The 13,417-nt window shown below is 56.9% G+C and carries 8 protein-coding genes; 7 read left to right on the plus strand and 1 reads right to left on the minus strand.

The window, feature by feature from the left end; all coding sequences use genetic code 11:
• The first annotated feature begins 1 nt into the window (after position 1).
• Positions 2-3,130 (plus strand): efflux RND transporter permease subunit, encoded by a 3,129-nt coding sequence (locus EYC79_RS22390; RefSeq protein ID WP_130979554.1) that lies wholly within the window; start codon positions 2-4, stop codon positions 3,128-3,130.
• Between the two features lie 171 nt (positions 3,131-3,301).
• Here the strand turns inward: EYC79_RS22390 and EYC79_RS22395 are convergent, their stop codons facing one another.
• The gene (locus EYC79_RS22395; protein ID WP_130979555.1) at positions 3,302-4,720 is read right to left on the minus strand and encodes a flagellar biosynthetic protein FliO; all 1,419 of its coding nucleotides are present in this window, start codon (positions 4,718-4,720) and stop codon (positions 3,302-3,304) included.
• Between the two features lie 488 nt (positions 4,721-5,208).
• On the opposite strand from EYC79_RS22395, the gene cckA reads away from it, so the two are divergent.
• The 6 genes from cckA (at position 5,209) to EYC79_RS22425 (ending at position 13,402) form a co-directional block, all read left to right on the plus strand.
• Entirely contained in the window at positions 5,209-7,818 is a 2,610-nt protein-coding gene (gene cckA / locus EYC79_RS22400; RefSeq protein ID WP_062427365.1) for a cell cycle histidine kinase CckA, read from the plus strand.
• 302 nt (positions 7,819-8,120) lie between these two features.
• Positions 8,121-8,474 carry an ATP-dependent Clp protease adapter ClpS gene (clpS, locus tag EYC79_RS22405; protein WP_062427364.1) on the plus strand — a complete coding sequence of 118 codons (354 nt, stop codon included), beginning with the start codon at positions 8,121-8,123 and terminating at the stop codon, positions 8,472-8,474.
• Between the two features lie 10 nt (positions 8,475-8,484).
• Positions 8,485-10,983: an ATP-dependent Clp protease ATP-binding subunit ClpA gene (gene clpA, locus EYC79_RS22410; protein WP_062427363.1), complete on the plus strand. Its 2,499-nt coding sequence runs from the start codon at positions 8,485-8,487 to the stop codon at positions 10,981-10,983.
• Between the two features lie 299 nt (positions 10,984-11,282).
• On the plus strand, positions 11,283-12,038 hold the full coding sequence (locus EYC79_RS22415; protein ID WP_113226250.1) for an AzlC family ABC transporter permease: 756 nt from the start codon (positions 11,283-11,285) through the stop codon (positions 12,036-12,038).
• Positions 12,035-12,373 carry an AzlD domain-containing protein gene (locus EYC79_RS22420; protein WP_130979556.1) on the plus strand — a complete coding sequence of 113 codons (339 nt, stop codon included), beginning with the start codon at positions 12,035-12,037 and terminating at the stop codon, positions 12,371-12,373. Before EYC79_RS22415 ends, EYC79_RS22420 begins: the two co-directional genes overlap by 4 nt.
• A 63-nt stretch (positions 12,374-12,436) precedes the next feature.
• Positions 12,437-13,402 (plus strand): phosphatase PAP2 family protein, encoded by a 966-nt coding sequence (locus tag EYC79_RS22425; RefSeq protein ID WP_130979557.1) that lies wholly within the window; start codon positions 12,437-12,439, stop codon positions 13,400-13,402.
• Positions 13,403-13,417 lie beyond the last annotated feature (15 nt).

A 13,417-nucleotide genomic window follows, 5' to 3' on the forward strand; every position in this document is an offset into this window, starting at 1 on the left:
CATGAGAAACGATCAGGACCAAAACCGTACGTCCAGTTTCTTCGATTTCTTTATTCTGCATCCGGTGGCGACAGGGCTGCTGATGACCGGCATCTTTCTGGTCGGCGTCATCTGCTATCCATTCATGCCGGTTTCGGCCCTTCCGCGGATCGATTTTCCGACGATCCAGATTGCGGCCAATCTCCCCGGTGCTTCGCCGGAGACGATGGCCTCCAGCGTGGCGCAACCCATTGAACAGGCGCTGTCACGCGTCAGCGGCATCACCGAAATGACGTCGAACAGTTCGCTCGGCACCACCTCGATCACGGTGCAGTTCGATCTCGACAAAAATATCGAGACTGCTGCAAGCGATGTACAGACGGCAATCAGCGAAGCGGCGGGTGAACTTCCGAAGGATATGACCTCGCTTCCTACGGTGCATAAGGCAAACCCTGCCGATGCGCCGATCATGCAGCTTTCGGCGACGTCCGATACGCTGACACTGCCGCAGCTCGATGAGTATATCGAACGCAACGTCGCTTCGAAAATCGGTCAGGTCTCAGGCGTGGCCTTCGTCAATATCGGCGGGAAGCAGAAGCCGGCCATACGCATCGCCGTCGATCCTGGTCGCCTGGCCCAGGCCGACGTGACGATGGAGGACGTGCGCACCGCCATCGGCAATCTCAGTCTCAGCGCGCCGAAGGGGAACATCGATGACCCGACACGCACCTTTCCGATCTATACGAACGACCAGATTTCCAGCAGCGCGGAATGGAACGACGCCGTCATCGCCTATCGAAACGGCGGGCCGGTGCGCATTCGTGATATAGGGCAGGCGACGGATGGTGCGGAAGATAGAAAGATGGCGCACTGGACCAATGGAGAGCGAGGCATCGCGCTCGACGTTTTCCGTCAGCCCGGCGCCAATGTGATAGCAGTCGTCAACGCGGTGAAAGAGCAATTGCCCGCACTCCAGGCCTCGTTGCCGCGTTCGGTCAAGCTGGAACTCGTCACTGACCGGACGACGACGATCAGAGCGTCCGTGACGGATATTCAGTTTACCCTGATGCTGACCATCGGCCTCGTCGTTGTCGTGATCTTCCTTTTCCTGCGAAACCTGCGCGCGACACTCATCCCCGTCGTGACGCTTCCGATTGCTCTGGCCGGATCGCTGGCACCCATGTGGCTTTTGGGCTTTAGTCTGGACAATCTGTCGCTCATGGCGCTGGTCGTCGCCGTCGGCTTCGTCGTCGACGATGCCATCGTCATGCTGGAGAACATCACCCGCCATATCGAAGACGGGGTCGAGCCGAGGCAGGCGGCGCTTCAAGGCACGCGGGAGATCGGTTTCACGATCGTTTCCATCAGTCTCTCGCTGATTGCAGTCCTCATTCCGATCCTGTTGATGGGTGGCATCATCGGACGCCTGTTTCGGGAATTTGCCGTGACGCTGACTGTCGCGATCGTCATTTCCGCCATCGTGTCGCTGACGTTGACGCCGATGCTGGCATCGAAATTCATCCGCCCCATCGAGAAGGATCAGCGCAGCCGTTTCTATCTGGCGGGAGAGGCATTCTTCGACGGATTGACGGCACTCTATATCCGCAGCCTCGAGCCAGTCATACGGCACCGCTTTTTGACGCTCGTCGTTTTTCTCGCGACCATTGCAGCAACCGGCTATCTGTTCGTCGTCGCGCCCAAGGGCTTTTTTCCGGAGCAGGATACCGGGTTCATTGCTGGCCTTTCCCAGGCTTCTCCAGACATTTCCTTTACCGAGATGGCGAAGCTTCAGGAACGCGTCAGCGAGATCATCATGAAAGATCCCGCCGTCTATAGCGTCTTCATGGATATCGGCGGCGGTAACGGCGGCAATGCGCTCAATCAGGGCCATGTCAACATCACGCTGAAACCTCTGGAGGAACGCGATGTCAGTGCCAAGCAGGTGATCGACCGGTTGGGCACGGCGCTCAATGCGCAGCAGGGCATCAAGCTCTTCATGCAGTCAGCACAGGATATCAATATCGGTGCGCGGCCGGCGAAAACGCAATATCAGTTCACACTTCAAGATGCCGATATTGCGGAACTTAGCGAATGGTCGGACAAGATCACCAGCAAGCTTTCCGGGTTGCCGGAACTGCGCGACGTCGGGAGCGATCAGCAAGCTGAAGCGCCCAATCTGACGATCAAGATCGACCGCGCGGCAGCGACGCTCTATGGCGTCCTTCCTTCCACCATCGACGAGACGCTTTACGACGCATTTGGTCAGCGCCAGGTAGCCTCCTTCTCCAGTCAGACCGACACCTTCCGTGTCATTCTTGAGGTGTTGCCGGATCTGCAGCGAGACATCGCCACACTTGACCGTCTGTCGGTCAGAGCAAGCAATGGAACGCTTGTCCCGCTTTCGGTGGTGGCAAAATGGACGACGGATGGCACCTCGCCGGTATCGATTGCGCATCAGGGCCAATCGCCGGCTGTGACCATCTCGTTCAACCTGGCGCCCGATGTCGCTCTGGGAAACGCCACTGCCGTCATCGAAAATGCCGTGTCCAACATGCATCCTCCGGGGTCGCTGCAGACATCGTTTTCCGGCAGCGCGAAGGCGTTCAAGGATTCGCTTGGAACCATCCCGCTGCTCATCCTGGCGTCGCTTGTCGTCGTCTACATCATTCTCGGCGTGCTCTACGAAAGCCTTATCCATCCGCTGACGATCCTGTCGACCTTGCCTTCCGCGGGCCTTGGCGCGCTTCTGGCTCTGCAGGTTGCCGGCCTCGACTTCGGGCTCGTGGCAATGATCGGGGTCATTCTGTTGATCGGTATCGTCAAGAAGAATGGCATCATGCTCGTCGATTTCGCCATCCAGGCGGAGCGGGAGGAGGGATTGTCGAGCGAGGAGGCGATCGTCAAAGCCGCTCAGATGCGTTTCAGACCGATCCTGATGACGACGATGGCCGCTCTTTTGGGTGGAATACCACTGGCGCTTGGTCACGGGTCCGGTGCTGAACTGCGTCAACCTTTGGGCTATGCGATCGTCGGCGGACTTATGGTCAGCCAGGTCCTGACACTTTATACGACCCCCGTAATCTACCTTTTGCTCGACAGGCTTCGGCGCGCAAAGGATATGCCCGCTCGGGTGCAGGTGGCGGCTGCATGATGATCAAGATTAGGCGCAGGGCAAACCGTAATACATCTTGTGCTGGTCGAAGAATGAGGCGCAGTCAGGAGTCAGAAGGTCGTCAGGACCGGCGATGAAGATGGCTGCGCCCGCCGCGACACGATAGCTTTGAGGCTTTCTGTGTCGCGCGGGCGTTGCTTTCAATCGTCACTATCGGTCGCGGGTGACCGACATCTCACCGAAGATGCGAGCCATTTCCTTTTGAACGTCTCGTTCAGCATCCGCAGGGGCTTCCGAAAACTTTGGATCGGGTTGCGGGTCAGGTGTCGTTGTGTCGAGGTTCACCGGCGGCGCCACGGCAAGCGGGCGCGGCAGATCGGTGGTGGCATTAGCACTTTTGGCAATCTCGGCTTCAAGGAAGCTTTCGAAATCACTGGTCAACTGGTCGCCGAAGACGGGACCATTGTCACCTGGAGCAAGCGGTTCCGGTTTTGCGACAAGCGGCGCCACAGGCGTTGCGGATGCGGTGGTAACGGACGGTGTAGCGCTGTAGGCGGGAAGCACGCGGTCGCGGGCAGCGTCGAGAAAATCGACTGCATTTCGCTCCGCTATCGCTGCCTCACTTTGCCCAACCGGCTCTGACTTTTCTTCCAATGTAGGCCCTGCCGTGAGCTTAGGCTCTGCGAATCTTCGGTCATAGGTCGTGGATACGACCGGTGCGACAACCGGAGAAACGCTAGGGGCCTGTGAAGGAAGAGGCGATTGTGGAGCGACAGGCGCTTCGGAGACCACCGGAGCTTGAGAAGCCGGTGCAGCAGACCGGTTCATGTCCTCATCCTGCTGCATGATGGCGGCGGCAACCAACGGCGGTACGACTGGAATGGAAGGAGCGACGGGCTCGCGGGCCAACGTTCTGGGTGCTGGTGGTACGACCGCTTCAGACGCCTCACGGCTTGGAGCCGACGCCGAGGGTGCGACAGTCGAAACGGGAGGTGTCGCAGGCGCAGGCTGTGGCTTTCGGACTGCGGGCTGCGGGGGAGCTGGTGGGGCCGCAGGAACGGGTCTGGACGCAACGGCGGGTGCTGGCGAAGGTGAGGCGGCTGGCTGAGGTTTCACCGGCGCGGTGCTCGCCACTGGCTTCCTAGGTTCCTGTGGCGCTTCGGCGTTCAGTTCGGGAGCGACGAATGCGGCTGCAGGGCGAACATCCTCTTGTGGTACCTGGGCGAGCGTGCGCTGTCGGTCGGCGGATACGCTGCGGTCGGCATCACGTGCGATCAGGGCGTCTTCCTGCGGATCGCGCACATCCTTCATGAACGGGATGGCGCCAATACCGCTTTCGATCACGATGTCCGTTGGCCCGCCAATCATCACCAGATGCTCGACATTGTCACGGCGCACGAGAACGAGACGCCGCCTTGCGTCGACGGCTGTCGCGTCCAGAACCTGCAGGCGAGGCTGACGGTTTCGTCCGCCACGGATGAACGGGGCAGAGCCACTGCGTCTGCGAATGAACCACAGGACGATGGCAAGCAGCAGGAGTGCCGCACCCACGCCAACCACTGCAATGATCAGGCGATTGCCATATGTGCCAATGAAATCTTCCATAACGGAGCCGGTCCCTTCAGCCATTTCGTGCAGCGGAAATGTACCCGCATTACATTTGTTCACACAACGTGACGGGAAAAGACGATTTTTTTTCGCCCCGCACAAGAATTTATCCTGTTCGTCCACGAATTTGCTGCAAGTTTGACGAAAGGGCCCGACTATAGAGCTTGTCTCAAAGCGCACAGGTGGCCGAAATCGTTATTGGTTGTGCATGGGTGGTGCTTATAGATGGACGGAGCTTTTTGATATTTATGCAAATTGCTACAAGGAAATAGAAGCGATTCCGTTCGACGCGGCTGTTGTTCGGCATGTCGCACAGCTAGTGGTCTGATTTTGACATTTGCTACCGCTGGCAGAGGACTCGAGAGCAAATGTCAAAATCTTCAAGACCACTAGTAAGTTTTTGTTTCTAGTGGAATTTACGAATTTGACATTTGATTCTCGAGATCTCCGCATGTGGGCATCAAATGTCAAATTCATTCCACTAGCAGAACTGCAAGGGTAAAACCTCGATGACCAAGGTGCGTCAATCCACTGATAACGACTTCCCCTTGGTGGACAGGCGTGGGCGCTCCGCCACCGTGCTTCGTATTCTATTGCTGGCGCTTGTGCTCGTCGCCGCTGCCATTGCTTTCGTTTACTTCAAGGACTCGCTCGAAAACGAGATTGTGCTTGGGATCCTCGGCGTTCTTGCCATGCTCGGGATTTTCTTCCTCGTCTCGTCCGTGATCGGTTTCATCGAGGTGATGCCGCAGTCTCAATCCGACGGGATGGCGCGGCGGTTTCTCTCGTCCCATCCTGAAGGCACGTTGATCACCGACACCAAGGGGCGGCTGGTTTATGCCAACGCTACCTATTGCCAGATGACCGGCGCGACCCGTGCGACGGACATACAAAGCCTCGAACAGCTACTGTCGCGAGACCGGGAATCGACCGAGGCACTCTATCGGCTGATCAACGGACTGCGCGAAGGACGGGACGGTTACGAAGAGTTTCGTCTTCTCAAACCTCTCAGCCAGTCGGCCGTCAGTCAGCCCGGTCCACGCTGGTTCCGGCTCAAGGCGCGTTTGCTGAAGGAGGTGAACGGGCAGGACCTGCACGTTTTCCAGATCGCCGACATTACCGCCGAGCGCGAGGACCAGGAGCGTTTCTTCCGCGAATTGCAGAATGCCATCGATTATCTGGACCACGCCCCTGCCGGCTTCTTCGCCGCAGGACGCAAGGGCGATATCGTTTATCTCAACGCGACGCTGTCCGAATGGCTTGGCATCGATCTCGCGCAGTTTTCGCCGGGCTCTCTGAATGTTTCCGATATCGTCGCAGGCGAGGGGATGGCACTGATTGAATCGGTTCAGCCGCACGCGGGCAGCAACCGAACGGAAATGCTCGATCTCGACATGCGCCGCGTCAACGGCCAGAGCATGCCGGCTCGTCTCGTTCATCAGGTAACAGCGGCGCGTGACGGTGCGCCTGGTGAAACCCGGACACTCGTTCTGATGCGTCCCAAGGGGCAGGAGAACGCAGAATCCTCGTCTGCTATGCGGTTCACCCGCTTCTTCAACAATACGCCGATGGCGATCGCATCGCTGGATGGTGAGGGACGCATCCTGCGCACCAATGCGCCGTTCCTGAAGCTGTTTTCTGGTGTCGTCAGCCGCGATGATATCGACAGCGCCGTCGCGTTCGAAACCGTGCTGCATGACAATGAGAAAGCCAAGCTTGCGCAGGCGATGAGCGCTGCGAAAGATCGCCAGGGCGATATTCCGCCTTTCGATTCCCGCCATCCGAAGGATGAGACGCGCCACTTCCGTTTCTACGTCAATGCCGTCATCGACCAGAACGACGAGGCACCTGAAGAGGTGGCGATCGTCTATGCGATCGAGGTGACCGAGCAGAAGGCGCTTGAAACCCAGATGGCGCAAACGCAGAAGATGAACGCTGTCGGTACGCTTGCAGGCGGCATCGCGCATGACTTCAACAATGTACTCACCGCCATTCTGCTGTCGTCAGACCATTTGTTGCTGCAGGCGCGGCCGGCTGACGCAAGCTTTGCAGACCTGATGGAAATCAAGCGCAATGCGAACCGTGCCGCTGTTCTTGTGCGACAGTTGCTGGCGTTCTCGCGCAAGCAGACGATGCGTCCTGCTGTTCTCAATCTGACCGACGTGATCGGCGATCTGCGCATGTTGGTCGACCGGCTGATTTCCGGCACCAACGTCAAGTTGGAAGTGGACTATGGCCGCGATCTCTGGCCGGTGAAAACCGACCTGTCCCAGTTCGAGCAGGTGATGATCAATCTCTGCGTCAACGCTCGCGATGCCATGCCGCAGGGCGGCAAGATCAAGGTGACGACCCGCAACTTACCGGCTGCCGAGGTCGCCGCATTCGGCAAGTCGGAGCTTCCGGCTGAAGACATGGTGATGGTCGAAGTCGCCGATAACGGTACGGGCATTCCGCCGGAGATCATGGACAAGATCTTCGAACCCTTCTTCACCACCAAGGAGGTGGGCAAGGGCACGGGACTTGGCCTTTCCATGGTCTATGGCATCGTCAAACAGTCCGGCGGCTTCATCTATCCGGAATCGGAAGTGGGCAAGGGAACGGCGTTCCGCATTCTGTTGCCGCGCCATATCGTCGAGCCGGTACAGCCTGTGCCCGTCGTTCCCGGCGAAGAGGGTCAGGCTACGGCTGCAGCAGCCGTCACTGCCAAACCGGAAGCCAAGGATGAGCCGCTTGATCTGACCGGGAAGTCTGCCGTGGTGCTGCTGGTAGAAGATGAAGAGGCGGTGCGGCGCGGCGGCAAGCGTATGCTGGAAACGCGCGGGTATACTGTTCACGAGGCCGGCTCCGGCACGGAAGCCCTGGAGGTGATGGAAGAGCTGGAAGGAAAGGTTGATATCGTCGTCTCCGACGTCGTCATGCCTGAAATGGACGGCCCGTCCTTGCTGCGTGAATTGCGCAAGTCCTACCCCGATCTCAAGTTCATCTTCGTGTCCGGTTATGCCGAAGATGCTTTCGCCAAGAACCTGCCGGCGGAGGCCAAATTCGGCTTCCTGCCCAAGCCATTTTCGCTGAAGCAACTGGCTGTTGCCGTGCGCGAAATGCTCGATAGTGAGGATTGAAGCGCCGCTTTTGCGGCCTTCAATCTGTGGCTTAACCATCTTCTTGTGACCGCGCGGCGACAGAATGCCGCGTAACTTTCGCACAACTTCCCCGCTGTAGCGTGAAACATGGGAGAAAGGCTCAGCTTTGAGCCTTACGCTTTCTGTCGTCCTTCTACTTTTCGCCGGACGCCAACAGATTATTGATTGCAGTGCCGCGCGAGGGGCTTAAAATCGACTGAGACAGACCTAAATAAGAAGAGGCGAAATTCTTGCTCGCACCCTTCACTGCTTGCGAGTTTGATTTTGGAGAATGATGAGAAATGATCGTTAAGTCGATCTACATGCAAGGCGACAGCGAAGGGGAGGACGGCGGAACGAACCGCGGAACGTCTGTTATCACCCGCACCAAGCCTAAGACAAAACGACCGAATTTGTACCGTGTTCTTCTCCTGAACGACGATTACACTCCCATGGAGTTCGTCATTCATATTCTGGAGCGTTTTTTCCAGAAGGACAGGGACGCTGCCACCCGCATCATGCTGCATGTCCATCAGCATGGTGTCGGTGAATGCGGGGTCTTTACTTATGAGGTCGCAGAGACAAAAGTAAGCCAGGTCATGGATTTCGCCCGACAGCACCAGCATCCGCTACAGTGCGTCATGGAAAAGAAATGAGGATCGCAACGTGCCAACTTTTTCCCCAAGTCTCGAGAAGGCGCTGCACCAGGCACTGACCTTTGCCAATGAGCGTCACCACGAATATGCGACGCTCGAACATCTGCTTCTCGCTCTGCTCGACGACGTTGATGCAGCGGCCGTCATGGGCGCGTGCAATGTCGATCTCGACACGTTGCGCAAGACGGTGATCGACTATGTCGACAACGAACTTTCCAATCTCGTGACAGGATATGACGAGGATTCCAAGCCGACGTCCGGCTTTCAGCGCGTCATTCAGCGCGCCGTCATTCATGTGCAGTCGTCCGGCCGCGAAGAGGTGACCGGTGCCAACGTGCTGGTCGCGATCTTTGCCGAGCGCGAGAGCCACGCCGCCTACTTCCTGCAGGAGCAGGAAATGACGCGTTACGACGCGGTGAACTACATTTCTCACGGTATCGGCAAACGTCCCGGCTCGTCCCAGACCCGCACGCCGCGCGGTGCGGACGAAGGCGACAATGAACCGAAGGCTGCCCGCAATGGTGGCGCGGAAGAGGATGCGGCTGGCGCGAAGAAGCAGCCGGACGCGCTCAAAGCCTATTGCGTCAACCTCAACGACAAGGCCAGAACCGGTCGTATCGATCCGCTGATCGGTCGTCATGAAGAGGTCAATCGTACCATTCAGGTTCTTTGCCGCCGCTCGAAGAACAACCCGCTTTATGTGGGCGATCCCGGCGTCGGGAAGACGGCGATTGCCGAAGGCTTAGCAAAGCGCATCGTCGAGGGCAAGGTGCCCGAAGCGCTGATCAACGACACGATCTTTTCGCTCGACATGGGCACGCTGCTGGCCGGTACGCGCTATCGCGGTGACTTTGAAGAACGCCTGAAGCAGGTCGTCAAGGAACTGGAAGAATACCCGGGTGCTGTGCTGTTCATCGACGAAATCCATACGGTGATCGGCGCGGGCGCAACGTCCGGCGGCGCCATGGATGCGTCCAACCTTCTGAAGCCTGCTTTGTCTTCCGGCGCCATCCGTTGCATCGGATCGACAACCTATAAGGAATACCGGCAGTTCTTCGAGAAAGACCGGGCGCTTGTTCGTCGCTTCCAGAAGATCGACGTCAACGAGCCATCCATCGATGATGCTATCGAGATCATGAAGGGCCTCAAGCCCTATTTTGAAGAGTATCATCACCTTCGCTACACCAACGACGCCATCAAAGCTGCCGTGGAACTGTCGGCCCGCTATATTTCCGACCGCAAGCTTCCCGATAAGGCGATCGACGTGATCGATGAGACCGGTGCTGCTCAGATGCTTCTTCCGGCATCGAAGCGCCGCAAGCTGATCACTGAGAAGGAAATCGAAGTCACCATCGCGACCATGGCACGCATTCCGCCGAAAACGGTCTCGAAGGACGACGAGATGGTTCTTGCCAATCTCGAGCAGGAACTGCGCTCGGTGGTCTACGGTCAGGACACGGCAATCGAAGCGCTCTCCACGGCCATCAAACTGGCGCGTGCGGGTCTTCGCGAACCCAACAAGCCAATCGGTTCTTACGTCTTCTCCGGTCCAACCGGCGTCGGCAAGACCGAGGTCGCCAAGCAGCTTGCGTCGTCTCTCGGCGTGGAAATGCTGCGCTTCGATATGTCCGAGTATATGGAGCGTCATACGGTCTCGCGCCTGCTCGGTGCACCTCCCGGCTATGTCGGTTTCGACCAGGGCGGTCTTCTGACAGACGGTGTCGATCAGCATCCGCATTCCGTGGTTCTGCTGGATGAAATCGAAAAGGCCCATCCGGACATTTACAACATTCTGTTGCAGGTCATGGACCATGGTTCTCTTACGGATCACAACGGCAAGAAGATTGACTTCCGCAACGTCATTTTGATCATGACGACCAATGCGGGCGCTTCTGAAATGGCGAAGTCTGCGATCGGCTTTGGATCGTCCAAGCGCTCCGGCGAGGATGAAGAGGCATTGAACCGCCTGTTCACTCCGGAATTCCGCAACCGTCTGGATGCGATTATTCCGTTCTCGCCACTGCCGACTGCGGTCATCCACAAGGTGGTCCAGAAGTTCGTCATGCAGCTTGAAACACAACTGTCAGAGCGTAACGTGACCTTCGATCTGCACGACGATGCGGTCGCTTGGCTGGCTGAGAAGGGCTATGATGAAAAGATGGGTGCTCGTCCGCTTGGTCGTGTCATCCAGGAACACATCAAGAAGCCACTGGCGAACGAGATCCTCTTCGGCAAGCTAAAGAAGGGTGGAGTCGTCAGCGTCAGCCTCGATAAGAAGGAAGACGGCACGGATGGCCTCAAGCTCGACGTGTTGCCTGAGACGGCGCCCGTCAAGCCAAAGCCGGAAGCCGAATTGAAGGCTGCGAAGTCTCCTGGCAAATCGAAAGCCAAGACTTCAAAGGCTGAAGAACAGGCTGAGGTTTTGGTGGCAGAGACCGATAAAAAGGACGAGGATGCCAAGCCACGTCGCAAGGGCAACACTGTTCCGAAGGTCCCGAAGAAAAAGTAAAAGGTGTTCGCTGGGACACCCGGATACATGGCGGCGGAGATTACTCTTCGCCGCCTTTTCTTTTGTCCACCTCTGCGTGTCCAAGCGCTTGATTGCGAGGATGTATCGATTTGACTTTTGGGCCGGTGCTCTAAGCGTGTCGTGATCATAAAGCAGTTGCACGCTTTTGCGCGGTATAGCTTTGCGTCATTTTAGACGCGCAGATTTCGAAAAGCGTGCTAGACAAGCGTCGGCTTGTGCCGAAGCGTCTGGTACTTCGGTCAGGCCCCAGCGATTTGTCTATTCTTCCGGAACGACCGATGTCTGCACATGGTGACACCCATTCTCTTCCTCTCTGGTTTGCCAGGGGAATGATGGGAATATTCTCGCTTCCTTCTCTCATTCTCATGACATCCTTTGTCGGGTTCAGTGCCTTTGCTTTGGAATCCGGCGTCACGCGCGGCGAGGCCGTGTTCATGACGCTGACCATCTGGGCCTTGCCGGCCAAGATGATATTGATCGGCTCCATGGTCAGCGGGGCAGGGATGGCCGCCTGTTTTCTGGCGGTGACATTGTCATCGATCCGAATGATGCCGATGGTGGCATCTATCGTGCCGGATATGCGGACAGCGAAGACCCCCACATGGCTGCTGCTGTTTCTCTCGCACTTCGTTGCGATAACGGCCTGGGTCTACGCAACCCAGAACCTGACGAAAGTGCCTCGCGAAGCGCGTGTCGCATGGTTTGCGGGTTTCGGCATCACTCTCACGCTTATCAATACAGCAATCGTCGCAATCTGCTACGGCGTGGTTGCTGCCTTTCCGCCGCTTGTCGCTGGCGTCCTGTTCTTCCTGACGCCGGTTTACTTCATCTCTTCCATATGGGCCTCTGCGCGACACTCGGTGGTCAAGGTGGCCTTCATCATTGGGGTGATCGGCGGACCCTTGTTCGCCTTGATCGAGCCCGAGTTCGATATTCTCTATGCCGGCATCGGTGGAGGAACACTCGCCTATCTGATCGACCGCTTCTGGTTTCGTCGCAAAATTGTCCCACCGTCGACGGAGGGCGAGCCATGACAGATGCCTGGTGGGCACCTTATCTTTTCATCGCGCTTGCTGGCTGGATCGCTACCGATATCTGGCGATGGCTTGGTGTTGTGGCAGGAAACAAGCTGAAGGAAGAATCGGAGGCGCTGCATTGGGTGAGGGCAGTTGCCACAGCGCTGGTGATGGCAGTGACAGCGAAACTCATCGTCTTCCCGACGGGGGCGCTGTCGCACTCGCCGATGGAGCTTAGAATCGGTGCTACCGTCATCGGCTTCATTGCGTTTCTGGCAAGCGGTCAGCGCGTCATTGTCGGGGTGATTGTGCCGATTGTACTGCTGGCCTTGGGATTGATGCTTTTCGGCTGATAGAGCTTGTTAATGCCTGTTGAATATGATGTCGCAAGACAATCTGTGACATGGTGACTTCTGTTGCATTTCCTCCCCGTTGAACGCTTCGTGGCTTCGATCATAGCTGCGTTATTCGTCATCGATATCGCGTTGGTCGGATTCAAGGACATACAAATTGATGTCGTGGGCTACTGCCTTTCCATTGGTATCGGCAGTGGGCTTGTTTTCTTAGGGCAGATCTATCGCGCAAGAAAACGGGAAGAAAAAATGGCGGCAGCTCTTATAGCGGCAGGCCTTTTTATTTTGTTTTCTATCTGCGGCTCGATCTTTAACTACATGTTCCTGCCAGTGCGCTTTTCGCTGATCGATGAGATGCTGATGCGGATCGATGGCTGGATCGGCTATGATTGGGCACGCAGCGTCACATGGGTCGCGAGCTATCCGCTTATCGGGACGTTGCTATTCTTCGTATACGCCACGTCGCTGCCTCAACTTCTCTTCATCATTATAGTTCTCGGTTTCACAGGTAAGATTCGGCAGCTTCACCAGTTTCTTCTTACGGGAGTTTTAGGCGCGCTCATAAGTATAACCTTTTGGGTATTCTTCCCAACCTATAGTCCCAGCGCATTTCAAGAGCTGCCCGCGTGGGTCCCTCAAGCAATGCCCCTGGCTCTGGGACCTGAATATGGACGTGAACTCGTTCGTCTGGGTCACGAAGGCGTGCGATACCTAACGCCACGAAACGTAGAAGGGCTGATTGGTTTTCCTTCTTTTCATATCTTCATGGCGGCAATGTCAGTCTATTTTGTTCCACGTTATCGCGCGGTTATCTTGGTCATCGTGACGTTGAACCTCCTGATGTTGCCGGCTGTGCTAATTCAAGGGGCTCACCATCTATCGGACGTTTTTGGAGGCGTACTGCTCTTTGCTATCGTCTGTCCATTATCAATTCGTCTGGCGAAAATGCTAACGTTTCGCGCAGGTGAGAGCCCGTCTGGCCGCTCCAACGTGTTGGTACGGAGCTTCTGGTCGTTCCCGGAGAAATAAAAAAGGCCGCTTATC

The organism is Agrobacterium cavarae (genome assembly GCF_004310285.1).
Classification (GTDB): domain Bacteria; phylum Pseudomonadota; class Alphaproteobacteria; order Rhizobiales; family Rhizobiaceae; genus Agrobacterium; species Agrobacterium cavarae.